The organism is Synechocystis sp. FACHB-383 (genome assembly GCF_014698605.1).
Classification (GTDB): Bacteria; Cyanobacteriota; Cyanobacteriia; order Cyanobacteriales; family Microcystaceae; genus Synechocystis; species Synechocystis salina.
Genome location: NZ_JACJTJ010000043.1, coordinates 90,295 through 115,143, shown reverse-complemented (window position 1 = coordinate 115,143; position 24,849 = coordinate 90,295). Strand labels below are relative to the sequence as shown.

Here is a 24,849-nt window from a genome sequence, read left to right as displayed (position 1 = left end):
AATTGAATTAACAAGGGTCTGGTTTCTGTCTCTCAAACTATTTCTTTGTCTAGGTTCGGGGCGCTTTCGAGTCGCTTTCGCTCTCAACCGCGCATTTATCAATATACTCACCTCCACAAGAAAAGTCAACACCTTTTCTCAAATATTTTTTCCACATTCGCTCAATTCCCCTCCTCATCTGCCTTTGGGCTTCTAAAACTTCCCTACAACTCTTCCTTCTTAGCGATTTGGGTTTACTCCCGCTGCTCATCGGTTGTTGTGTAGTGGATTCGCGAGACTGCGACACTGGGTCGGTGTGATCAATGGAGGTGGAACTGTCCCTTACTCAGAAAGCAAAAAGCGCTGTCCTGATGGGGTCAAGACAACGCTGGGGTTATATCACTAGATAAAAAGGATTAACGAATATATTCCTTGAGGATGCTGTTGCGGTTGGGATGACGCAGTTTCCGTAGGGCTTTGGCTTCGATTTGACGAATGCGCTCCCTGGTGACGTTAAAGATTTGCCCAATTTCTTCTAGGGTTTTCATGCGGCCGTCATCGAGGCCGTAGCGCAGGCGCAATACGTCCCGCTCCCGGGGGCTGAGGGTATCCAGGACGTTTTCGAGGTCTTCCCGGAGAAGATTTTTGGATACTTCATCTTCGGGGGTTTCGCCGTCAGCTTCGATGAAGTCCCCTAGGCGGGAGTCTTCTTCTTTCCCAATGGGGGTTTCCAGGGAGATGGGCAGTTGGGCTGATTTGGCGATGAAGCGGAGTTTTTCGATGGTCATCTCCATTTTTTCGGCGATTTCTTCCTCGGTGGGTTTACGTCGCATTTCCTGGGAGAGGAGTTTGGTGGTTTTTTTGATGCGGGAGATGGTCTCGTAGAGGTGGACCGGGAGACGGATGGTACGGGATTGGTCGGCGATCGCCCGGGTGATAGCTTGGCGGATCCACCAGGTGGCATAGGTAGAGAATTTGTAACCCTTTTCGTGGTCAAATTTTTCAGCGGCTCGGATTAATCCTAGGGAACCTTCCTGAATTAGATCTTGGAATGATAGACCCCGGTTCATATATTTTTTGGCAATGGACACCACCAGCCGTAGGTTGGATTGCACCATTTTGTCCTTGGCCCGGCGATCGAGAAAGAGGCGACGACGGAAGGCGGCAAAATTTTTGTTGGGCTGTTGGCTCCATTCGTTTTCCAGACTCAGTTCGTTGTCTGGATTGGCAAGATAACTATCTATATCTTTCTTTTTCGGTTCTTTTTTCTTGTCGGCGACTAGCCGTTGCTTAGCGGCTTCCAACTTCCAAACCTGTTTACCCCATTCCAGTTCCGAGGGCTGGCGTTCTAGTTGGAGGGTGAGGCTGTCCCGAATTAGCTCAAGTTCGAGGAGGTCAGCAATTTGGCGAGCTAGTTCAATTTCTTCTTCGGCTCTGAGCAGACGAATGCGGCCAATTTCCTGGAGGTAGATGCGGATGGAGTCTTCGGTATAGGGTTTCTTTTTAACCGCGTCCTTACGAATTTTGCGGACTTTTTTCTCCTTCCCTTCGGTAGCGGCAACTTCCTGTTCTAAATCCTCTACGTCAACATCATCGTCGTCAATATCATCAGTGTTAATGTATTGGCTTAGTTCTATTTCTTGGTCTAGTTCAGGGGATTCAGCTTTGGTGAGTGGCTCTTTCGTCTGGGTCATGCCGTTTTCCTCGTTAACTCCTAAGTCGTGTACAAAATTAGATGGTCAGTCAAAGTTGAGGCCACCCCTAGGCGTTGCTAGATGATGTGCGCTCGGTCAGTCTATTGATTCAGGGTTCTCTAACTTCTTCTTGGGGAAAAACAGAATGCAAGGATTCAGGCGTAAGAGTGTTAGAGAAGGCTAGTCAGCGGTAGAGCTTGATGAATCAGTGAAAAAAGACTTCATTGATTGTAGCCTCGATAACAAAAAAATGGGACTCAATTGTGGTCTGACCACAACTTTTTTTCCCATTGCTTGTTAGCGGGGGCAAGAAGGTTAAAAATCATTGCCGATGATTGACCTAAAAAGGGTTGGGGCTTCTGCCTCAACGGAATTTTCTGCATGATAGTCGCTTTTTTGATTTTTTTTTGCAATTGGTGTGGAGAATTTTGCCTAGTCAAGCTTTCATTACTAATTAGTGGACTTTAGTGGAGTGGGGAGATATTGATCGCCAAAAAATTAACGGGGTCGATGACGGCGATCGCCAGGTAATGGGGGCAGTCAGGGAGGGGGATTGCACCTGATCGGCTAGAATACCTCAAAGAAAATCAAGTCTTTGAAATTATCTTTGGAGAACCTTTATCAATGTTTAATACCGCTTTACTTTTAGCCCAGGCTAGTCCCACCACCGCTGGTTGGAGTCTTTCAGTGGGCATTATCATGTGCCTTTGTAATGTGTTTGCTTTTGTGATTGGTTACTTTGCGATTCAAAAAACCGGTAAGGGTAAGGATCTGGCCCTGCCTCAATTGGCATCGAAGAAAACCTTTGGGTTGCCGGAGTTGCTGGCTACCATGAGTTTTGGTCACATTCTGGGAGCCGGTATGGTGTTGGGTCTGGCCAGCAGTGGCATTCTTTAGAAAAAAATCAAGCATCAATATTTTGCGTGGAGGCATTGACCATGGTGTTTTACCGGGGCTTTGCCAAAATTTTTTCTAGAGTTTGAACATTAGCCATGGGTCACTGCCGTTTTTTATCAGCTTGCCTCACTGGGATTTTGCTTGTTCCCCTAGTGGCGATCGCCCCTGCGGCCGCTGGTCGGATCCAGTATTGTTATCCGGTGGAAAAAAGCCGGACTTTACGGGATCCTGGCAGTCATCCCCAAGCCTATGACGATGGCTACCGGGAGGGAGCGGCGGCGGCCAGGGAGAAAAAACCCTTTGAACCCCGTTCTGCTGGGGGAGAATTTGCCCTGGGATTTGAGGATGGTTATTACGGCAGAACCTACGGCGGTCAGCAAAATGTGGTGCCGGATCGCACTGACACCTACACCACCAATCAGTGTCGGATCTATGAGTACAACGATGGCGATGCGGTGGAGCAAACCTTAAAGCGGGTTTTGGATGAATTCCAACGGGATTTGCGGCGGGACTGGAATATTAATGTGAGATAACCATGGGGAGTTTTGACCCGCTAACATTCGTCTCGCTTAAGGCCCCTAAGCTGGACTGAAACCGCTAATCTGGGAAGACAATCTTTTGGGAGTTGGGGATATGGGGGTAAATCAGTTCGATGTGGTGGTGGTGGGCTCTGGAGCGGCGGGGCTATATGCCTGTCTTTGTTTGCCAAGCCATTACCGTGTAGCTCTGGTGACCAAGGCGGAACTGAAAACGGGAGCCAGTGATTGGGCCCAAGGGGGCATTGCGGCCGCCATTGCTCCGACGGATTCTCCCCAGGCCCATTATGAAGATACCCTGGCTGCTGGAGCTGGTTTGTGTGATGGGGAAGCGGTGGATTTTTTGGTGAACCATGCCCCCCAGGCGATCGCCGAGTTGGTGCAGTTCGGTGTTAGTTTTGACCGCCATGGCCAGGATCTGGCTTTAACGTTGGAGGCGGCCCATTCCCAACCCAGGGTACTCCATGCGGCGGATACCACCGGCCGGGCGATTGTGTCGACGTTGATGGAACAGGTGCAAGCCCGGTCCAATGTGGAAATTTTTTCCCAGGCGATCGCCTTGTCTTTAAATATTGATCCAATAACGGGCCATTGTCGGGGTATTCAGGTTTTCGTTCATCAAACCATTGCAACTTTCCATTGCCGAGCGGTGTTATTGGCCACGGGGGGGGGCGGCCAGGTTTTTGCCCAAACCACCAACCCAAAAGTTAGTACCGGTGATGGCATTGCCCTCGCTTGGCGATCGGGGGCCCAGGTGCGGGATTTGGAATTTTTTCAATTCCATCCCACAGCTTTAACTAAACCGGGTGTGCCCCATTTTTTGATCAGTGAAGCGGTGCGGGGGGAAGGGGCCCATTTGCTCGATCGCCAGGGGAAAAGATTTACTTTTGATTACCATCCCCGGGGGGAACTAGCTCCCAGGGACGTGGTTAGCCGGGCAATTTTTCAACACTTAGCCAACACAGAAAAAGATCCTACCCAGGCCACCGTTTTTTTGGATCTGAGTCCCATTGAACCGGAACGCATCCAGCGACGGTTCCCCAACATTATTCGCCGTTGCCGCCAGTGGGGGGTGGACATTTTCCAAGAACCGATTCCCGTTGCCCCAGCGGCCCATTATTGGATGGGGGGCATTACCACCGATATCAATTGTCAAACCACCATTCCAGGCTTGTATGCATTGGGGGAAACCGCTAGCACCGGAGTCCATGGAGCTAATCGTCTGGCCAGTAATTCTCTGCTGGAATGCATTGTTTTTGCTAGTCAATTAAGAAATTTGAGCCTACCGCCCGTTTCCTCCAGTGCTCCCCCTGTTAGTCAATCAACAGCGACGGAAATTCAGCTAGACACCGTCAATGACCTAATCCTTCTCAACCATTGGCGTAGTGAATTACCTCGCTTGATGTGGCAAACCGCTGGTATTTGTCGGAAAGCAGATAGCTTAGCAATGGCGATCGCCAAATTAGAAGAATGGCAAGAACAATGGCAACAACTCAGCAGTAGCAAACTTTTAGCCCACCTACCAGAGGATCAAAAAATCAGCTTAAGCGGCCCTGGGTTAGAGGAATTTGTACAGTTGTGGGCCGAAACCCATAATTTGCTGGATATAGCCCAATTGATTTTGACCAGTGCTCTTTTTCGCCAGGAAAGTCGGGGAGGCCATTACCGTGTGGATTATCCTGATACCAAAAAAGAATGGCAAAGCCACACTGCCATCGAAGGCGTTAAAGTTTTCCTCCAGCCCAGGCAAAATCAAGTCAGCGTCAATGGAATGTAAATGATCAACAAAAACTAGCCCAAACGGGGAAAGTCCGACGGCGGCACATCTTGCCAGCGGCCGTTACCCACCGCCCGGATTGCTGTTTCCAATTGAATATCGCCAGTATAAAGAGCTTTGCCAATGATGACTCCGTTTACCCCCAGACTTTCCAGGCTGAGTAGATTCAAGAGGTCTTGTACTTGGCTGACTCCCCCCGATGCAATGACAGGAATGGTTAATTGACCAGCTAGTTGCTTCAAGGCTTCCAGGTTAGGGCCCGCCATGGTGCCGTCTCGGTGGATATCGGTGTAGATGATGGCCGCCGCTCCTAGTTTTTCCATGCGCTGGGCCAATTCCCCCGCTTCCACCGTAGAAGTTTCCAGCCAGCCCCTAGTGGCCACTTTGCCGTTACGGGCATCAATACCCACCACAATTTGCCCAGGAAATTCCGTACATAATTCCCCCACTAAATCGGGATTTTCCACGGCGATCGTGCCTAGAATGACTCGGTTTACCCCTAAATCCAGCAACTGCTTTACCCTAGCCCGGTCCCGCAGGCCGCCCCCCACCTGTACGGGGATATTTAGGCTTTCCACGATTTTGGCGATCGCCGTTAGGTTAACCGGTTGACCTTCCTTTGCCCCATCCAGATCCACCAAATGTAAACGACTTGCCCCCTGGGCCTGCCACTGCCTAGCCACTGCCACCGGATCTTCGTGATACACCTGGGATTGGTCATAATCCCCTTGATAGAGGCGCACGCATTTGCCCCCTAGCAGATCGATCGCCGGTAGAATTTCCATCACTTTAACCTCCTATTTTGTAGACTTTTCATTAGTCTCTGTTCCCTTGGCCAATGGGATAACAGGGCACAAGACCATTGACTTTAACTAATCTTGGACGTACTCCGCGCCCCCAACCAGGGCCAGTTCCGCCCGCATTAACTCCCGCCCTAAGTAGGCAGCATGGTTAAGCATAGTCACTGGACAGGGGTCTAACTCCTCAAAAATTTTCACGCACAACTCCTTGGCAGTGTGCCCCGTTAAAGTCAGAGTGGGCAGTCTTTTCTTTCCCCCCTGACAGGCAATTACTTCCCCCGTTTCTGGATCCACCGCCAAACCCTGGTCATTAATATCATTACTGTAGTGTTCCACCTTCAACACCGCGGCTTCCCGCTCTACCATGACCAACCAATACCCAGCCGGGTCTAAGTCAATGTGGCGTCGGGAAAGTTGATCATCAATGGACTTAACAGTGTTGATTAGAGCAGGCATAGAGCATAAAGCAAATTAAAAGGCACAGGTTTCGATCCTACACCACTTCCGCTGCTTCCCGAGCACAGTAAGCAGACCAGCATTTGCTATGATTAAAAGTTTGCAGAGCACCATTCAATCGCAGCAAGGAGATAGTTACATGGCTCGTATGTATTACGATCAAGATGCCAATCTTGACCTCTTAGCCGGAAAAACCGTGGCTATTATCGGCTATGGCTCCCAAGGTCACGCCCATGCGCTCAACCTCAAAGATAGTGGCGTTAACGTGGTCGTCGGGCTATACGGTGGCAGTAAATCCGTTGCCAAAGCAGAAGGGGCCGGACTAAAAGTTTTATCTGTGGCTGAAGCGGCCAAAGCGGCAGATCTAATTATGATTCTCCTGCCCGATGAAGTGCAAAAATCCGTTTACGAAGCAGAAATCGCCCCTAACCTCGTTGCTGGCAACGTGCTCCTGTTTGCCCACGGCTTCAACATTAACTTTGCCCAGATTGTCCCCCCCGCCGATGTGGATGTGGTCATGGCCGCTCCCAAAGGCCCCGGTCATTTAGTGCGTCGTACCTACGAACAAGGCCAGGGAGTTCCGGCTCTGTTTGCCGTGTACCAAGATGCCAGTGGCCAAGCTCGGGACTATGCCATGGCCTACGCTAAGGGCATTGGGGGCACCAGGGCTGGTATTTTAGAAACCACTTTCCGGGAAGAAACCGAAACCGATCTTTTTGGCGAACAAGTGGTGCTCTGCGGCGGTCTGACTGCTTTGATCAAAGCGGGATTTGACACCCTGGTGGAAGCTGGTTATCAGCCAGAATTGGCCTATTTTGAATGTCTCCACGAAGTTAAATTGATTGTCGATTTAATCGTAGAAGGTGGCTTGGCCAAAATGCGAGACAGCATTTCTAACACCGCTGAGTATGGTGATTTGACCAGGGGACCCCGCATTGTCACCGAAGAAACCAAGGCAGAAATGCGGCAAATTCTCGACGAAATCCAATCGGGTCAGTTTGCCCGGGAATTTGTCTTGGAAAACCAAGCTGGTAAACCAGGTTTCACCGCCATGCGTCGTCGAGAATCGGAAGAACTGATCGAAGAAGTGGGCAAAGACCTACGGGCTATGTTCAGTTGGTTAAAAGACCGCTAATTGCTTTTCTCTATCCTCAGCCCCGGGATTTTTGCCAGCCTTGGCCCCGGGGTTAACGTTAGGATATTAGTGGTAGTCAAAAATTTTTAGCTGAGGTTAACAAGCGATGGAACTCACCCTAAATAATGTGGAAACGGTATTGGATGAACTCCGTCCCTATCTGATGGCCGACGGTGGGAACGTTGAAGTGGTGGAGCTAGATGGCCCCATCGTCAAAGTGCGTTTACAGGGAGCCTGTGGAGCTTGCCCCAGTTCCACCATGACCCTAAAAATGGGCATTGAGCGCAAATTAAGGGAAATGATTCCGGAAATTTCTGAAGTTGAGCAAGTCCTCTAAGAAAGGTTGAAAGGTCATCGTCGGGGTTTATGCAGTCCTGACTTTTGATGGCTAAGTTCCATCTTCCCGAACTAAACAATGATCTAATCAGTTTGGGGAAGGAAGCATCTTTGTTAGCCATAATTGGGGCAGAGGCTGAAGCTGGCCCTGCTCCTTTTTGCAGTTTCCCCGAAGAATGGTTTATAATCAAAGACGCACAACAAGGGGCCGCAATGGTTTCGACAGGTTGGCGAAAGCTTGCCCGTGATGCAGGTCGAGAGTGAGTCTCCTCTCGTAAATCAAAGGCTCAAAAAAAAGTAACTGCGAATAACATCGTCAGCTTCAAACGGGTAGCCGTAGCAGCCTAGTCTGTAAAAGCTACATTTTCTTGTCAAAGACCGTTTACTTCTTTTCTGACTCCGTTAAGGATTAGAGGTTAACCCCAACGGATGCTTTGTTTGGCTCTTCTCTAGTTAGCTAAACAACCAAGACTTAGACTAGAGCATCCCACCATCAGGGATAATCGATGGTCCCCGTCCAAGGGCTAGAAGGACTAAACCTGTGAATGAACGGAAAGTTAATACCCAGTTTGGACAGCAGTTCAATTCTGCTCGGCTCCATTTACTGAAAGATTGTTCTGAATATCTAGAAAACCTTTAGGGGGGCGCAACGGACGGGAATGCCGGTGGCCCCACTTATTTTTTGGGCCAAGTTTTGTAGGGTCTGACCATCAACACATTTGATTTGGGTCACAGGCCGATCGCCGTAGGGATTACCAGTGTGATTGCCCCGGCCTTCCAGTTCCCGTTGGAGGGGTTTGGGTCTAGTGGGGGTATTGAGTTGTAGCTCCCGGGGTTTAATTACGGACAATAGTTCTAAGTAACGATGTTCAGTGACCTGGTCCCAGGGTTGTAGCACCATGGTTTGCACCGACAATTCCCCCGTAAATTGCTGTTGAAAGGCTTTAATGCCGGTCAAAATTCCTTCTAGGCTAACGTCGGCGATCGGTCGGTTAATTTTTTGCAACTGGGTTGGCCACAGTGCATCTAGCTTGACGGAAACCTTATCTGCTAGGGATAGTTCCTTCCTTACCTGGGCATCATTTAACAATGTGGCATTGGTAAGTACCAGGGTTGGTCTACCAGTTAGGGTTTTAATGCCCTGGATAATTTCACCCAAGTTTTTGGCAAGGGTTGGCTCTCCACTCCCACTCAGGGTAACTACATCCACTTGCCAAGGCGCAAATTTATCCAGTTCCACCAAAATGTCGGCAGTGTCAACAAAAATCTGGCGATCGCCGCTGAGATGTTCAATTTCCCCCAGTTGACAGTAAACGCAGTTAAAGGAACAGGTGGAGATTGCCCCAATGGGATCGATGCCGAGGGAACGGCCATAGCGCCAGGAAACTACTGGACCATACACCGTGGGGAAAATTACGTTCATCGAAAAAAGTTGAAATTAAGCAACCAGTAGCAGCATTTTGCTCCAGGGAATTCAGTCTTTGCCCCCTTGCAAAAGGCCTTTGGCTCTTTGGCCATGGTACACGATGGTAGGGAAAGCAAAAATTGCACAAAAAAAGCCCCCGAAAATGGGGGCAAAATATTTTAGGACAGTCAAAGTCACATATTGGACTAGGCGGCGGCTTGCCGTTCCTTAGCTTCTTTGATCACTTCCTCGGCCACGTTGGTGGGACAGGGAGCGTAATGATCAAACACCATGGAGAATTGACCCCGACCGGAAGTCATGGTGCGTAGGTCGCCAATGTAGCCGAACATTTCACTCAAAGGCACATCAGCTTTTACCCGTACCCCCATCACGCCGGTTTCTTGGGATTTGATCATGCCCCGACGACGGTTTAAATCACCGATGACATCCCCCATATGATCTTCTGGGGTGAATACATCCACCGCCATGATCGGTTCCAAAATTTGGGGTTTAGCTTTGGGTAAGCTCTGACGATAACCAGCTTTGGCTGCGATTTCAAAGGCGATCGCCGAAGAGTCTACAGGGTGGAAGCCACCATCGGTGAGGGTAACTTTCAGGTCCACCACGGGATAGCCCGCCAATACCCCTTTAACCACACTCTGGTCAAAGCCTTTTTGCACCGCCGGCCAGTATTCCCGGGGCACGTTACCACCAGTCACTTTGGACTCGAACTGGAAGCCAGAACCGGGTTCCCCAGGCTCCACGATGTAGTCAATTTTGGCGTACTGACCAGAACCACCGGACTGTTTCTTGTGGACGTAGCTGTCGGAAACAGTTTGGGTGATGGATTCCCGATAGGCCACCTGGGGTTTACCCATTTCCACTTCGACGCCGTGGGTGCGCTTAAGAATATCCATTTTGATATCCAAGTGCAATTCCCCCATCCCCTTAATGATGGTTTCACCGCTTTCTTCGTCGGTTTCCACCTGGAAGGAGGGGTCTTCCTGCACCATTTTGCTCAGGGCCATGCCCAATTTTTCGTCCATGCCTTTTTTCTTGGGTTTAATGGCAATGGAGATTACGGGGTCGGGGAAGACCATGGGTTCCAACGTCGCTGGATTTTTGGGGTCACAGAGGGTGTGGCCTGTTTGCACGTTTTTCATACCCACGATCGCCACAATGTCCCCGGCCTGGGCAGACTCAATTTCTTCCCGGGAATCGGCGTGCATTTCCACCAAGCGGCCAATGCGTTCTGTTTTGCCGGTGGCGGTGTTGAGCACGGTGTCCCCTTTGCTCAGGGTGCCGGAATAGATCCGGGTGAAGGTAAGAGCGCCGAAACGGTCATCCATAATTTTGAACGCCAAGGCCCGCAGGGGAGCTTCGGGGTCAACAATGGCAAAACTGCCGGTTTCTTCCCCTTCTAGATCCACTTCCGGTTGGGGAGGTACTTCCTTCGGGTTGGGCAGATAGTCCACCACCGCATCTAGCACCAGTTGTACCCCCTTATTTTTGAAGGAGGAACCACCATAGGTAGGGAAAAAGTCTAGCTTACGGGTGCCTGAACGAATGCAACGCTTGATGTCGTCGATGCTGATTTCTTCCCCTTCCAGGTATTTTTCCATCAAGTCATCGTCCTGTTCCACCGCCGTTTCGATCATCATTTCCCGGTAGGTGGCCACATCATCCACCATATCGGCAGGCACATCGGTGATTTCATATTTTTCTGGATCGCCTGAGTCATCCCAAATGTAGGCTTTTTCCGTCAGGATATCTACCACGCCGACGAAATCATTTTCCGTACCGATGGGGAGGGTCATCACTAGGGGTTTGGCCCCCAGTACGTTTTCCACCTGCTTAACTACCCGGTAGAAATCTGCCCCGGTGCGGTCAAGCTTGTTGATGTAGATTAAACGGGAAACTTTAGAATCGTTCGCATAACGCCAGTTGGTTTCCGATTGGGGCTCCACACCGCCGGAACCACAGAATACCCCCACACCGCCATCCAGCACTTTGAGGGAGCGGTACACTTCGATGGTGAAGTCTACGTGACCAGGGGTGTCGATAATATTTAATTGGTGTTCTTTCCAAAAGCAACTAGTGGCCGCCGATTGGATAGTGATACCCCGCTCCGCTTCCTGATCCATGAAGTCCATGGTGGATTCGCCTTCGTGTACCTCGCCGAGCTTGTGGATTCTCCCGGTTAACTTCAAAATCCGTTCGGTGGTGGTGGTTTTACCCGCATCTACGTGGGCGAAAATACCAATATTGCGGTAACGAGTGAGATCTTTTTCCATAGGAATTTACGTGTAAATTTAGCCAACAGCAAACAAAGGGGCGGTTGGATGTATAGGTTATGGGGTCGTGTTGTTTGCCGGTCGGGGTTCTGGGCCTTAGCTAGACTTTATGCCACAACGACAGGCCAAAGGAGAGGCCTATTTGAAACAGCCACAATTGTAACAATTGTAAATTATATGTGCCCCAACGGAGTCTCCAGGGCGAGAAGGCGATCGCCGAACTTCACAAAAAATATGTACCAAAGATGTTTTTCCTTAAAACCTGATTTATCCTGATCAGCAAATTCGGTTGAATCTGGGTCAAGCCCTCACAGGTGAGCGCATGATGGATATGGATGTGGAAGCAAAATTAGACAGGGCAAGGAATTTGCTCAATGAGTTGGGCAACGCCGTCTCGGGATTGGTAGGGGTTGCCCCAAATGCGTTAAAAGTAGCAAAGAAATCCTACCTAGTCACGATTTAGACGCTGGGTTGTATCTAATTTAAATACCCAATTGTCAGTCAACTCCTAACAAAAATCTTTGCCAAATTTATGACCTTAATGATTCGACCAGCGACCATTGATGATGCAACAAGCTTGGCTCAATTAGCGGCAACGACGTTTCAAGATACCTATGGTAAAGCCACCGCTTCCGCTGATTTGGAAGCCTATCTAGCCCAAACCTTTAATCCTGAAAAAGAGCAAGAAATCCTAGCAGATGATCGGCAATGGTTGTTAGTAGCAGAATCTCAAGGGGAATTAGTTGGATATGTCCATCTGTTTGATCATTCAGCACCTACTATGGAGACTGAATTGGCAACCCCCACAGTCGAGTTAGTTCGTCTTTATTTACTGACGACGTGGCAACATCAAGGGTTAGGCAATCAATTGATGCAGGCCTGTTTGGATTTAGCCCAAGCTCAAACTTTTGCCAGTGTTTGGCTAAAAGTGTGGGATCACAATACTTCGGCGATCGCCTTTTACCAGCGTTGGCAATTTCAAAAAAAAGGAGAAGTGCCCTATCCAGTGGGTAATGCTATCGGCACAACTTGGATTATGGAACGCCCCCTCTGAAAGTTTAGAATTTCAAGTCAGTTATGTGGGACTAGCAATGAGCGTTTAACGATATAAACAACGGGCTCGGCAAAGTATATTTTGATGGTATATCACTCTTCTATCAGAAAAGTGATAATGCCCCTATGGAAAAGTTGGGGGAAGACTTGGCAAACAGATTTCAACTTCTACCCTGAACCGTCGTAGATTTTAGCCTGCTTGAACACTAGGACAAAGATGGGCTAACTGACACTCCCCACAGAGGGGCTTGCGGGCAGCACACACCGCCCGACCATGGTAGATGATGTGGATAGAAAAATTTTCCCAATCTGGCTGGGGAATCAGTTTCATTAAATCCCGCTCAATGCGAATGGGATCGGTTGCTTTGGTTAACCCCAACCGTTGACTCAGGCGTTTAACGTGGGTGTCCACCGTTACCCCAGCGAGGATACCGAAGGCGTGGGCTAACACCACATTGGCCGTTTTGCGGGCCACCCCGGGCAGGGTCAATAACTCTTCCATCCGTTGGGGTACTTCCCCGTCAAATTCCTCGACAATTTTGCGGCAAGATCCCTGGATATTTTTAGCTTTATTGCGGAAAAAGCCGGTGGAATGGATTAATTCTTCAATCTCCTGGCGATCGCCGTAGGCCAGGGCCGCTGCGTCGGGATAACGCCGAAACAGGGCCGGGGTAACCTTATTGACCCGTTCATCGGTGCATTGGGCCGAAAGGATGGTGGCCACCAAAAGTTGTACTGGAGTTTGATAATCCAAGCTACAGGTGGCACCGGGGTAGAGCCGTTTGAGAATGAGCAGAATTTCCGTTGCCCGTTGTTTTTTACTGGCCATTTTTCGTAACAAACTACTCATAGCCCGTAAAAGAAGGCAAAAACTCCTGCACAAAGGTCAAATTCAGAGTATCCCGCACAATTAAAAACACCCCCAAGCTCAGCAGAAGCACCAATCCCGTTTGCATCACTCCCATCTGGAACTTTTCCGGTAGGGGTTTACCCAGGAGTCCTTCAATCAACAAAAACACCAGTTGACCACCATCCAAAGCGGGCAGGGGCAGAATATTGATTACAGCCAGGTTAATGCTGATTAGCGCCCCAAATTGAAATAGGTTACTAGCATCGGAACGGGCAATGTTAGCGCCATACTCAACAATTTTCACTGGCCCCGCCACCTGGGAAGCATTGTCGGCAAAGTTACTGGCCAACTGCCAAAAGCCCTGGCCGGTCAACTTCACAATCCGTTCAAAGGCTTCAGCGCTATAGGTTAAAGCTTCCATGGGATTAGCGGCGCGTTTGGTTTCCACATTGGGCAACAAAGCGACACCAATTTTACCGTGACCTTCAGCATCTTGACTGGGGGTAATGGTTAGGGTTTTAGTCTCCTCTCCCCGTTGCACTTCCACTGTGATAGGCACCGACGGCGATCGCCGCACAATGTCAATAAACTGGGTAGTGGCATCGGGAAAACCCGGTAAAGCGTTGCCCTGGAGGGAAAGCACAATGTCCCCCGGCTCCACCCCGGCCGTCTGGGCCGCTGAGGCGCTGTCCACCTGGGGAATGACCAAACCAGGTTGAATATTCTGAAAACCAATGGTACTCACCTGACCAATGAGGAGAAAGTAAGCAAAAACCAAATTGGCAATTACCCCGGCACTGATCACAATAGCCCGGTCAAGGATAGGGCGGTTTTTCAGCAAATCGGGATCGTCGGCGGGAATTTCACTGTCTGGATCATCATCAGGAAAGGCCACGTAGCCCCCCAGGGGAATGGCTCGGATGGAATATTCCGTTTCAGCACCCTGATATTTCAACAGCGGTGGCCCAAATCCCAAGGCAAATCGAGTTACATGGATGCCCTGTAAACGGGCGGCCGCAAAGTGCCCCAACTCATGCACCGCAATTAATAATGCAAGTACTCCGATCGCCGCCAACGCCGCTAAAACTGACATAACTTTCTCAAATGGGAAATACTAGGGGTTAATTCCCCTCAACAGACAATTCCCCCGATTCTAACCCAACTGCCGCCAGGAGACGTACTCCCGTCCCGGCAAGCCACCAAGAGGCTGGGGGCAAAGTTTTAATTTATCGCCTAAATTCTCTAATAAGGGGGACTTTCCGCTAATTTGCCGCCAAACTTGGAGGACAGAGGGCTTTCAAACAACTTCATAAGTTTCTGTTATTCTGAAAGGGTTGGGACTGCTGATTAGACTGGGGTGCATGACTACTTATTCCATTTGCCCCATTTGCCCAGATTAACGGCGGACAGTAACCGATAGTAGCAACGGCAGAAAATGGCGATCGCCTAGAAATCATGGAATTATATGGCTGATGACAGTCCAGATGTAGGTTCGTTAATGGCGGAGTTGCAGACTTTGAGGGCGGAATTAGCTGCCCTTAAGTCCCAGCAGGTGTTGAAAACTTTTTTTCACCCCAACCAACCGACGATGGCAGTCAATGACGATGGCCGCTCTGACCCAGACCAGTCCTTAGCGGCCATCCTCCAAGAGAGTGAAGAACAATTTCTCAGCTTGGTGGATAACGCCCCCGTGCTAATTTGTATCGCTGGTTTGGACAAAGGCTGTTTGTATTTCAATCAATCTTGGCTCGACTTCACCGGCCGCACCCTCCAGCAGGAACAGGGTAATGGCTGGACAGAGGGGATACATCCCGAAGATTTTGACCACTGCCTACAAACCTACGTCAAAGCCTTTGACGCTCGGCAGCCCTACACCATGGAGTATCGTCTGCGGAACCGACAGGGAGAATACCATTGGTTGTTGGAGAATGGAGTGCCCCGTTTTGCCCCAGATGGAAAATTTCTCGGCTATATGGGTTATTGCATTGACATTAATGACCGCCAAGAAGCTCGCCGTGTATTAGAAGCAAGCGAAGAAAAATATCGCACCCTAGTGGAGTCCCTCAATACCATTGTGGGTCGTTGGTCACCGGCAGGGACAATTACTTTTGCCAACCAATATGCCCAGGACTTTTTTGGTTTTAGCGCCGAAGAAATGGTCGGGAAGTCAGTTTTCGAGACCATTGTGCCCCTAGTCAGTAGCTCTGGGCATGATTTAGAGGCCTACATCGCAGATATCATCCAAAATCCCGAAAAGTATCAATCCACCGAAAATGAAAATATTAAAAAAAATGGCGATCGGGCCTGGATAGCCTGGACCAATAAGCCTATTTTTGACAAAGAAGGCAATCTGATTGAATTCGTAACCTCGGGAATAGATATTACAGACCGGAAATTAGCCGAAGATCAATTGCGGCAACGGGAAACAGAACTTATAGAAACCCAAAAATTAGCTAAATTAGGTCGCTGGAAATTCGATTTACGTTCCGGCAAAATTAATTGGTCAGAGGAAATTTTTCAAATGTTCGGGCGCGATCCCCAACAGGGTGCTCCCAGCTATCAAGAGCTAGAACAACTCATCCACCCCGACGATCGCCAACGCCATGGGGAAATAGTGCAGTATGTCTTACAAACTGGGCAAACCCAGGAGTCAGCCTATCGTTTTTGCCGGACCGATGGCAGTCAGGGCTGGATTTGGGCAAAAACCGAAGCTTTATTTAACCTAACGGGAGAGGTAATTGGGCTCCAGGGCGTTGCCATGGATATTACCAAGCAAAAAGAAGCAGAAATTGCCCTACAAAATAGTGAGTCTCGTTTTCGGAAAGTGTTTGAGTCGGACATTGTCGGCATCATGTTTGCCAGTCTCAGCGGTGAAGTGGCCGAGGCTAACAATTGTCTATTGAATATGCTGGGCTACAGCCGCAAGGAACTAGAAGCGGGTTTAATCCGCTGGGATGCCCTTACTCCAGCAGAACACCGGGCTAAAGATATGGAAGCGGTAGAAAATTTGCAAAAATACGGCCTCACTAAGCCCTGGGAAAAGGAGTACTATCACAAGGATGGCCACACTGTCCCGGTTTTGGTGGGGGCAGCTCCCTTTGAGGGGAATACTGATTTGACTATTTGTGTGGTGGTGGACATAAAGCAACAAAAACAAGCTCTCCGCCAGCGGGAAAGGGTAGAAGCGGAATTGGAAAAGCTCAATGTTGAACTGGAGCAGAGGGTGATGGAAAGAACCCAAGCCTTGGCCAAAAGCGAAGAAAAACTCTACCAAGTCAATGAACAATTGCAGGAACGACTGGAGGAGCTTAAGCGCCGCAATCAAGAAATGGAATTGCTTTCCACCCTGAATGAGTATTTACAGTCCTGTGTAGTAGTGGAAGATGCCTGTGCCAGTGTGGCTGCCCTGGCTAAACCACTTTTCCCAGATGTTGCCGGAGCAATTTTCATTTTTGATTCCACGGCCAATTATTTTGAACTGGCCAAAACCTGGGGAGCTTTCCCCTGTTCCCAGCCGGTGTTTAATAGCGTTGACTGTTGGGCTCTGCGGCGGGGTCAGGTTCATTGGGTGGGGCAAGACCAACACGATTTGTTTTGTAATCATCTCGATGACCAATATTCCACCCAGGAAAGTCTCTGCATTCCTCTGGTTGCCCAGGGGGAAACCCTTGGTTTACTGAATCTCTGTAGTCAGCAAGCCGGGACAATTAACCTGGAACAACAACAGTTAGCTAAAACCATCGCCGAACAGGTTAGTCTGGCGATCGCCAATATCAAATTGCGGGAAAGGCTAGAAAATCAGAGCATACGAGATCCACTCACGGGGCTATTTAACCGCCGTTACCTAGAACAGTTTTTTCTGCAGGAGATTGGCCGGGCTCGGCGCTATAACTATTCCATCGGGGTGATTATGGGGGACATTGACCATTTCAAACAGTTCAATGACCAACTAGGACACGATGCCGGAGATCATGTGCTGAAAGTTATTGGGCGCATTCTGCAAAGTAACATTCGTGGTTCTGACATTGCCTGTCGATACGGTGGGGAGGAGATGACCATTGTTTTGCCCCAAACCTCCATGGAAGATACCCTAGTTAAAGCGGAATCCCTCCGTTTGGCGATCGCCACCATGGCAGTAGATTACAAAGGCAGACAACTGGGCACATTGACCGTTTCCCTGGGGGTAGCCTGTTATCCTGACCACGGACAAACCATGGCCAACATCATTCAAGCCGCAGATAGGGCCCTCTACCAAGCCAAGGATGCCGGCCGCAATCGGGTCATCATGGCCGACTAATTTTTTTAGATTTTCTTATTAGTTAAACTGGGCAAAAAGCGTATAGGCACTATATTGATCCACCCGGTTAAGTTGGGAAGCAATTTCCGGCGGAAAAGCTTTAATATCGTCAGTTCTGATAACGAAATAATTGTGGCTACTTTTTTCGAGTAGCGGAGCTATGTCGTGTATTTCCACCTGTTTTGCCTGGCCTGAAGAGTAAAATTCCGCTGAGTAGGGTCGATTAAAAACATAAAACAATTGACAGTTTGATCCCTGCCCCCATTCTGCACAGGATTGTTGATAGCGACTGACAATATATTTTTGGGAATTTTGATTAGCTACATTAACCACTATTGGCAAAGCAAAGAGAAATAGTAAAGGAATTAATAGGCCAGGAGCAATGACATATTTATTAACGGGTTGATCCTGCCAAAATATCAATAATAATTCCGCCAATAGCAAAGCGAATGCCGGTAAACCTGGTAAAACGTAGGTCCATAAAATATTGGCCGAAGGAGTAAAGAAAACCATCGGAGCCAGAGCCCACAACAGCAGATAGCTAAGCCATTCCCGGTCTGAGGTCGGTAAAGTCAGCTTAGTTTGTTTGACTTTAACTTGCCAGATCATTTTGCCTACTAATCCCAACGTTAGCAATGACCAGGGGAATGCGGCTAGCAGCCAATACACCCAGATCATGCCGTAGGGATGGGCGTGGCCACTGCCGTATAGATCTCCCTCCCAACCTTTTTCCACAAATCTTTTCCAATGTTCCCCCACAATGAAATAATCCAAAAAGCCAGGGGTTTTAGCTTCCGCCAACAAATACCAAGGCACCGCTATCAATGCTGTTAATAAAATGCCTTCAATCCAAGGTAATTGGGCCCAAACCCTAGGTAAATTTCTCTGCCAAATTGTCCAAATAGTTAGGGGTAGAAAAACTAACACAACCCCGATGGGCCCCTTGGCTAATAAACCGATCGCCAGCCCCACAAAAAATAGATATCCCCACAGGCGAACCGCATTAGATTCAGACCGGTAAGCTTGCCAAAAACCCACCATAGATAGGGTGGTTCCCAACACTAAAGCTGGATCTGTCATTACTGCCCCACTACTGACAAAAAAGCCCAGGGTGGTAATCAGAATCATCGTGCTAACTAAAGCGTAGTTAATTCCCTTATTTTTTGCCAATAAATAAACTAAGTAACTGGCCAATAAAATTGGCAGAAAAGAAGATAGCCTCGCCGCAAATTCGTTAACACTAAAAACTTTGAATGATGCCGCCGTCAACCAGGTAGACAGGGGCGGTTTGCCCCAAAAGGGTACGCCATAGTCGATCTGGGGCGTAATCCAGTCGCCGGTTTCTACCATTTTGCGGCCAATTTCTGCGTAGCGGGCTTCGGTTCTGTCTGCCACAGCGTAGAGGCCAAGGGTCAAAACCCGAATGAAAATTGTTAGGTAAATAATCACCGAGATAAACCGACGCTGGGAATTCAACCAAGTTAGTTTCATTAATTTCTCTGGGTTTTTAGAGGGGGTTTGCAAAGCTCTTCGCCTCGGGGCGGGCAGGATTTGGCTCAACATTGTCCAGCCTTACCGGAATTTTCCGATGGGTAAGTGGAGAGTAAAACTCAAACTTTACAAACAGTTGTCTAGGGGCCAACCAAGGTTACAGGGCTTAACTCCATGGGAGAAAAACCGACCTATTTTAGCCCGCTCCCTACCCAATCTCCCCATCAATGCGGGGTAAAGAAGGCTCATCTTGGTCCAAAAAAACTAAACCCGACAAAAATAGTCGGGATTAATTGACGCCCATTTTGCCCCGTGTTAGTATGCCGAAAGATTAATGAAATTAGGACTTTGCCCCATGACCACCGCCACTACCACGGCCCCAGAATTTATTTCCGCCTGCACCAAACTGGTTTCTAAGGAAGGGAACACCGAATATCCCCTCAAAGCGCTACATATCTGTGAAGAAACCTTTGCTCCCCTGGAAGTGGCCTACGACTATGATTTGATTCGCCGCCACGTTACCCGGGAAACCATTGAAGCTGGCCCCAATTCCATCTGGCGTTACCGTGCCTTTCTGCCCGTCACCGGCAAAGATGTGATTGATGTGGGCACTGGCATGACCCCTTTGGTTAAGTCCCATCGTTTAGCCCGTCGCCTGGGGTTGAAAAATCTTTACATTAAAAACGACGCAGTCAACATGCCCACCTTGAGCTTCAAGGACCGGGTGGTTTCCGTTGCCCTCACCAGGGCCCGGGAATTGGGCTTTACCACCGTTTCCTGTGCTAGCACAGGCAATTTGGCCAACTCCACTGCGGCGATCGCCGCCCATGCCGGTTTGGACTGCTGTGTATTTATCCCGGCGGATTTGGAAGCGGGCAAGGTTTTGGGAACGTTGATTTACAATCCCACCCTGATGGCGGTGAAAGGCAACTACGACCAGGTCAATCGTCTGTGCTGTGAAGTGGGCAACAGCTACGGTTGGGGCTTTGTGAACATCAACCTGCGCCCCTACTACTCCGAAGGTTCCAAAACCCTGGGCTTTGAAGTGGCAGAACAATTGGGTTGGAAGTTGCCGGACCACATTGTCGCCCCCCTAGCTTCCGGTTCCCTGTTCACCAAAATCCACAAGGGCTTCCAGGAATTTGTCAAAGTTGGTTTGGTGGACGATAAGCCAGTGCGCTTCAGTGGTGCCCAAGCGGAGGGTTGTTCCCCCATTGCTACCGCTTTCCAAGAGGGCCGGGACTTTGTTAAGCCAGTTAAGCCCAACACCATTGCCAAATCCATTGCCATCGGCAACCCCGCTGACGGAGTTTACGCTCTAGACATTGCCCGTAAAACCAACGGCAACATTGAAAGCGTCAACGATGCGGAAATTATTGAAGGGATCAAACTGTTGGCAGAAACGGAAGGCATCTTCACGGAAACTGCCGGTGGCACTACGGTGGCAGTGCTGAAAAAGCTAGTGGAAGCGGGCAAAATTGATCCCGAAGAAACTACGGTGGTCTATATCACCGGTAATGGCTTAAAAACCCAAGAAGCGGTGCAAAGCCACGTAGGGGAGCCCCTCACCATCGATGCTAACCTGGATAGCTTTGAGCGGGCTCTGGAGCGCTCCCGCACTTTGGAACGCTTGGAATGGCAACAGGTTTTGGTGTAGATCCTGGCAGAAAACTAAGGTTACTGACTGATTTGATTGGATTTAATTAGTTAATTGCCGTATTTTTCCCACTAATTTTCATTAATCGTTCCTTTTAGGAAATTGTCCGCTGTGGTTCCACCAGGGCGGATTTTTTGCGCAATTTTAACGCCGATCGCCTTGAAATTAGGGAAAGCTGACAAAAATGGTGATCGAATCAACTTTGTATCACGAATTACACTGTCGTTAAAATTTGGCGATATTTTGGACAGATAGATATTAAAAAAAACTAAAGTTTTGCCATTTTTGGAAAATTAATGACACAATCTAGCCACGGGGACTGGTATTTGGTTCTGGAACACCACTACCGCAGTGCGCATAGCTAAAAGTGGAGAACCTTAACCGATGGGGGGCCTGCCCGAATAATGCTCTAGCCGATTAGATAATTTCTGGTTGTTTTCTGTTTCCTTCGGTGGCTTAGTTGTTGCCATCCGTTTCTCATTCTTGATTGTTTCCGTTTAGTTTTTTCCAACCTATGAGCGATATGTCTTCCCTTTCCACCCCCGACACCAGTGCCGTTGACCAAGTTGAAGCTTTGGATAACCTCGTTGACGGCCAGGCGATCGCCAACGATGGCTCTCCTGCCATTGAGGTCACCTTAGGGGAAAGCCAGCAAGGGAGTTTTAATAAAGCGGTCAGTGAAGACACCGTGGGGGCTTTTTTCAAAGAAATGGCCCGCTATCCCCTCCTGAGTGCCACCGAAGAGGTGGAATTGGCTAGGCAAATCCGACTTTTGGTCAACGCAGAGGATATTAGACAACAACTCACCCAACAATTGGAACGAACGCCTTCCCTCCAGGAGTGGGGCCAGGCCCTAGAATTTACCCAGGTCAGACAATTTGAAATTTGGCTCTACCAACTGCGGGCCGCCAAACGGCGCATGATCCGCTCCAATCTCCGCCTAGTAGTCTCCATTGCCAAGCGTTACCTCAACCGGGGTGTCCCTTTCCTCGATCTGATCCAAGAAGGGGCGATCGGTCTGAACCGGGCCGCAGAAAAGTTTGATCCCGACAAAGGTTATAAATTTTCCACCTATGCCTACTGGTGGATCCGCCAGGCCATCACCCGCACCATTGCCAATGACGCCCGCACCATTCGTTTGCCCATCCATGTGGTGGAAAAGCTCAACAAAATTAAGAAAGCCCAGCGTAGTCTCAAGCAAGAATTGAAGCGCAATCCCAACGAAGGAGAATTGGCCGCCGCCTTGGACATTACCCCCACCCAACTAAGGCAATTACTGCAACTACGTCGTCAATCCCTCTCCCTCAACCACCGGGTAGGCAAAGGGGAGGATACAGAATTGGTGGATTTGTTGGAAGATCAACAACTGCAGTTGCCGGAGGACTTGATGAATGAATCCATGCTGCGGCGGGAAATTGTCGAAGTATTGGCAGAAGTACTAACGGAACGGGAAATGGAAGTGATTTGTCTCCGCTACGGCATTGCCAGCCACCAAAGCTACACCCTCGAAGAAGTGGGCAATATGTTTAATCTTTCCCGGGAAAGGGTGAGACAAATCCAAAGTAAAGCCATGCGAAAACTCCGCCGTCCCCAGGTGGCCCGCCGCCTCAAAGGTTGGCTATAAATAGCAGAATATTGCTAGTGGTGACGCACCTGGCCGTCGGGCATAGTCGCCCCTTGGAAATCTGCCCCCACCATATTGGCACTCATCAAGTCCGCCCGCACCAGGTTGGCGTTGATGAAGCTGGCCTCCGTCAAATTGGCCCTGGCAAAAAATGCTTCAATCAGCTCCGTTTCCTGTAGGTTAGCTTTGGTCAAGTTAGCTCGACTGAGGTCAGCACTGTTCATGCGGGTAAAACTTAAATTGGCCCCCGTGAGATTAGTCCGATTTAAATTAACATGGGTCATGATGGCCCCCTCGCAATCGACTTCCACCATTTCTGCTTCAGAAATCTGGGCTCTCATCAAATTGGCATTTTGTAAATTGGCGCCATTTAACTTTGCCCCTGACAATTTAGCATCGGTCAGTAAAGCTCCTTTTAAGTTGGCGTGGCTCAGGTTAGCTTTGCGTAGATCCGCATCCCGTAGATTGGCCTCCTTCAGATTGGCATAGCTTAAATCTGCCCGGCTTAAATCCACTCCCTTCATATTGGCCCCCTGGAGATCGGCCCGACCGAGGATGGCCGCCTGGAGATTGGTGTAATAGCCCTTTTTTTCCTGACGCATGTTAGCCCCCCGCAGGCAGGCTCCAGTGAGGGTGGCACCACTTAAATCGGCCCCCCGTAGATCTACCCCAATCAAATTGGTATCTTGGAGAGTGGCCAGGGTCATGTCACTGTCCCGCAGGATTGCCCCCTGGAGTAGGGCCCCGTGGAAATTGGCACTGCGTAGATCGGCCCCAGCCAGATCAGCTTGGTTTAAACTCGCTCCACTGAGGTTGGCCGCCACCAAATTAGCCTGACCTAGATTAGCCCGGTTGAGGTAACAAAAAAGCAGGTTAGCCCCTCGTAAATCCGCTTCGTTGAGCACAATACCGATTAAATCGGCCGCTTCTAGATTAATCCCCGGCAATTTTAGCCCCGTGAACAAAGTTTCGCCGTTGCGATAGCGCTGGACTAATTCCTTGGCTTCCATAAATTTTGAGAGGGGGAAAAATCAAATCAACTCTCTAATCATCTTAAGTTATCGGAAGAGTGGGTCAGAGTTAGTTTTGGGAATGCGCCGTTTAGAACTGGGACAAATTTTCCCGGACGATCAGGACTAATTGATTCGGCTGGGCAGATTATTGGGTAGGCTGAGAACTATGCCTTTCTTTGATCTTGATCCTAGGCTAGCAAAATCTTGGAGTGTGTATGGCCAGCAATATTGACCGAGATTACCTGGAAAAAACTCTACAACAGTTTGAGAGTTATCCCTATCCAGATATTCCCATTGAAGAACCACTGAATAAGGATGTAGAGCAACTTTATAAAAGTAGCCTGGTTACCGCTCGTTATCGCTGGGACAAAAAAATTATTACAGATCTGGAAAATTGCGCCATCTTAGATGTGGCCTGTGGTACCGGAGCTACTACTCTACAGCTAGCTTGGGCTAACCCAGGAGCCAAGATCGTCGGGGTAGATATTTCACCAGAGTCGGTTAAAATTGCAGAAAAGCGGCTGAGATACCACGGTTTTGAAAATAGTGAGTTCCATGTGTTGGCGATCGCCGACTTGGACAAACTGGGTCAAAAGTTTGACCTGATCAATGCTAGTGATGTGCTGTACTTGCTTCCAGATTTAACCTTGACTTTCAAGCAATTGGGACAAGTGTTAAAACCCAATGGCATTATCCGGGGGAATCTACATAGTTATTATCAAAGATTTAATTATTATCGGGCCCAAACTTTATTTCAAAGAATGGGGTTAATGGAGGATAACCCCGAAGAAGCTGAGTTGGGGATTGCCAGAGAGTTTTATGCGGCCCTCAGAGATGAAGTTAATTTGAAGGCCACCACTTGGTCTTCTGACCAGGGAAAAATAGATAATGATCAGTGGATTTTAATGAATCATTTGTTCCAAAATGATAAGGGTTATAAATTACCGGAGCTATTTGATGCCCTGGCGCAATCAGACCTGACACTGGTAGATATGGTGGACTGGCAAAAATGGGACTGGCGCAAATTATTCAAGGAACCAGATAATCTACCAGCCTACCTAGCCATGGGCTTGGAAAATGCTGATCGAGAGGAGCAATTATGTTTTTATGAGCTGGTCCAGCCAGATAAAAGATTGCTAGATTTTTGGTGTAGCCATCCTCTCCCATCAAAAAAAGACTTCAGCAAGTATTGGCTGGAACAGTCACCGGAGAACATCGTCGTCCACCTGCATCCCTGTGTTAAAAATTTTGCCCCTTTCCGTCAAGCAATTCTTGACCAAGGAAAGCTCATGCCTCTGAACTTATCCCATTGCTTTTCCTTCATTGGTCAGGATTCCTGGTTGGATAGGACTTTACTCACCGCTTTTTATGCACCTTTGCTGGACTCTCCCCAAACCCTTGAAAGTCTAGTGTCTAGATACCTACAAGTTCGCCCTTATTATCCAGGGGATTTAACCCCTGTCCAACCAGAAGAAGCACAGGATTTGATCATGGGAATGATTGCAGAGCAGGAGGCATGGGGATTGATAATGATTGAGGCATAGGTTTCAAAAGT

The 24,849-nt window shown here is 49.0% G+C and carries 19 protein-coding genes and 1 other RNA gene; 11 read left to right on the top strand and 9 right to left on the bottom strand.

The genetic code is table 11. The features are described 5' to 3' along the window. Nucleotides 1-395: 395 nt before the first annotated feature. Nucleotides 396-1,673, bottom strand: coding sequence for an RNA polymerase sigma factor RpoD (gene rpoD / locus H6G45_RS13265; protein ID WP_190598888.1), 1,278 nt, complete (start codon nt 1,671-1,673; stop codon nt 396-398). A gap of 624 nt (nt 1,674-2,297) precedes the next feature. Between rpoD and psaK the strand changes: the two genes are divergently transcribed. The 3 genes from psaK to nadB all read left to right on the top strand — a co-directional run bounded on the left by psaK (nt 2,298) and on the right by nadB (nt 4,883). Further along, on the top strand, nt 2,298-2,570 hold the full coding sequence (gene psaK / locus H6G45_RS13260; protein ID WP_014407161.1) for a photosystem I reaction center subunit PsaK: 273 nt from the start codon (nt 2,298-2,300) through the stop codon (nt 2,568-2,570). A 95-nt stretch (nt 2,571-2,665) separates the two neighbouring features. Further along, nucleotides 2,666-3,103, top strand: coding sequence for a hypothetical protein (locus tag H6G45_RS13255; protein WP_190598887.1), 438 nt, complete (start codon nt 2,666-2,668; stop codon nt 3,101-3,103). A gap of 100 nt (nt 3,104-3,203) precedes the next feature. Beyond that, nucleotides 3,204-4,883: an L-aspartate oxidase gene (gene nadB / locus H6G45_RS13250; protein ID WP_190598886.1), complete on the top strand. Its 1,680-nt coding sequence runs from the start codon at nt 3,204-3,206 to the stop codon at nt 4,881-4,883. A gap of 14 nt (nt 4,884-4,897) precedes the next feature. Here nadB and hisA read toward each other — a convergent pair whose 3' ends face one another. Continuing rightward, nucleotides 4,898-5,668 (bottom strand): 1-(5-phosphoribosyl)-5-[(5-phosphoribosylamino)methylideneamino]imidazole-4-carboxamide isomerase, encoded by a 771-nt coding sequence (gene hisA, locus H6G45_RS13245; RefSeq protein WP_190598885.1) that lies wholly within the window; start codon nt 5,666-5,668, stop codon nt 4,898-4,900. An 87-nt stretch (nt 5,669-5,755) separates the two neighbouring features. Then, on the bottom strand, nt 5,756-6,139 hold the full coding sequence (locus tag H6G45_RS13240) for a DUF4346 domain-containing protein (RefSeq protein ID WP_190598884.1): 384 nt from the start codon (nt 6,137-6,139) through the stop codon (nt 5,756-5,758). Between the two features lie 88 nt (nt 6,140-6,227). On the opposite strand from H6G45_RS13240, the gene ilvC reads away from it, so the two are divergent. The 3 genes from ilvC (at nt 6,228) to ssrA (ending at nt 8,213) form a co-directional block, all read left to right on the top strand. Continuing rightward, entirely contained in the window at nt 6,228-7,274 is a 1,047-nt protein-coding gene (gene ilvC / locus H6G45_RS13235; protein WP_190598883.1) for a ketol-acid reductoisomerase, read from the top strand. A 106-nt stretch (nt 7,275-7,380) separates the two neighbouring features. Beyond that, nucleotides 7,381-7,611, top strand: a complete 231-nt coding sequence (locus H6G45_RS13230) for a NifU family protein (protein ID WP_190598882.1) — start codon at nt 7,381-7,383, stop codon at nt 7,609-7,611. 203 nt (nt 7,612-7,814) lie between these two features. Then, nucleotides 7,815-8,213: a transfer-messenger RNA gene (gene ssrA / locus H6G45_RS13225) on the top strand. A 22-nt stretch (nt 8,214-8,235) separates the two neighbouring features. Here ssrA and H6G45_RS13220 read toward each other — a convergent pair. Further along, nucleotides 8,236-9,033, bottom strand: a complete 798-nt coding sequence (locus H6G45_RS13220) for a radical SAM protein (protein ID WP_190598881.1) — start codon at nt 9,031-9,033, stop codon at nt 8,236-8,238. Nucleotides 9,034-9,221: 188 nt separating this feature from the next. Next, nucleotides 9,222-11,309, bottom strand: a complete 2,088-nt coding sequence (fusB, locus tag H6G45_RS13215) for an elongation factor G variant FusB (RefSeq protein ID WP_190598880.1) — start codon at nt 11,307-11,309, stop codon at nt 9,222-9,224. Between the two features lie 532 nt (nt 11,310-11,841). On the opposite strand from fusB, the gene H6G45_RS13210 reads away from it, so the two are divergent. Then, nucleotides 11,842-12,363 carry a GNAT family N-acetyltransferase gene (locus H6G45_RS13210; RefSeq protein WP_190598879.1) on the top strand — a complete coding sequence of 174 codons (522 nt, stop codon included), beginning with the start codon at nt 11,842-11,844 and terminating at the stop codon, nt 12,361-12,363. A 189-nt stretch (nt 12,364-12,552) separates the two neighbouring features. On the opposite strand, the gene nth is transcribed toward H6G45_RS13210, so the two are convergent. Then, nucleotides 12,553-13,212 (bottom strand): endonuclease III, encoded by a 660-nt coding sequence (gene nth / locus H6G45_RS13205; protein ID WP_190598878.1) that lies wholly within the window; start codon nt 13,210-13,212, stop codon nt 12,553-12,555. After that, nucleotides 13,205-14,305, bottom strand: a complete 1,101-nt coding sequence (gene rseP, locus H6G45_RS13200) for an RIP metalloprotease RseP (RefSeq protein WP_190598877.1) — start codon at nt 14,303-14,305, stop codon at nt 13,205-13,207. The genes nth and rseP overlap by 8 nt, the downstream gene beginning before the upstream one ends. Before the next feature lie 372 nt (nt 14,306-14,677). Between rseP and H6G45_RS13195 the strand changes: the two genes are divergently transcribed. After that, the gene (locus tag H6G45_RS13195) at nt 14,678-17,509 is read left to right on the top strand and encodes a PAS domain S-box protein (RefSeq protein WP_190598876.1); all 2,832 of its coding nucleotides are present in this window, start codon (nt 14,678-14,680) and stop codon (nt 17,507-17,509) included. Nucleotides 17,510-17,527: 18 nt separating this feature from the next. Here H6G45_RS13195 and H6G45_RS13190 read toward each other — a convergent pair whose 3' ends face one another. Beyond that, nucleotides 17,528-19,000 carry a glycosyltransferase family 39 protein gene (locus H6G45_RS13190; protein WP_190598875.1) on the bottom strand — a complete coding sequence of 491 codons (1,473 nt, stop codon included), beginning with the start codon at nt 18,998-19,000 and terminating at the stop codon, nt 17,528-17,530. A gap of 355 nt (nt 19,001-19,355) precedes the next feature. On the opposite strand from H6G45_RS13190, the gene thrC reads away from it, so the two are divergent. After that, nucleotides 19,356-20,657: a threonine synthase gene (gene thrC / locus H6G45_RS13185; protein WP_162327993.1), complete on the top strand. Its 1,302-nt coding sequence runs from the start codon at nt 19,356-19,358 to the stop codon at nt 20,655-20,657. Nucleotides 20,658-21,171: 514 nt separating this feature from the next. Next, entirely contained in the window at nt 21,172-22,281 is a 1,110-nt protein-coding gene (locus H6G45_RS13180) for an RNA polymerase sigma factor, RpoD/SigA family (RefSeq protein WP_190598874.1), read from the top strand. A gap of 14 nt (nt 22,282-22,295) precedes the next feature. Here the strand turns inward: H6G45_RS13180 and H6G45_RS13175 are convergent, their stop codons facing one another. Further along, nucleotides 22,296-23,291: a pentapeptide repeat-containing protein gene (locus H6G45_RS13175; RefSeq protein WP_190598873.1), complete on the bottom strand. Its 996-nt coding sequence runs from the start codon at nt 23,289-23,291 to the stop codon at nt 22,296-22,298. 218 nt (nt 23,292-23,509) lie between these two features. On the opposite strand from H6G45_RS13175, the gene H6G45_RS13170 reads away from it, so the two are divergent. Continuing rightward, a complete protein-coding gene (locus tag H6G45_RS13170; protein ID WP_190598872.1) occupies nt 23,510-24,838 on the top strand; it encodes a class I SAM-dependent methyltransferase in 1,329 nt (442 codons plus the stop codon). Nucleotides 24,839-24,849 lie beyond the last annotated feature (11 nt).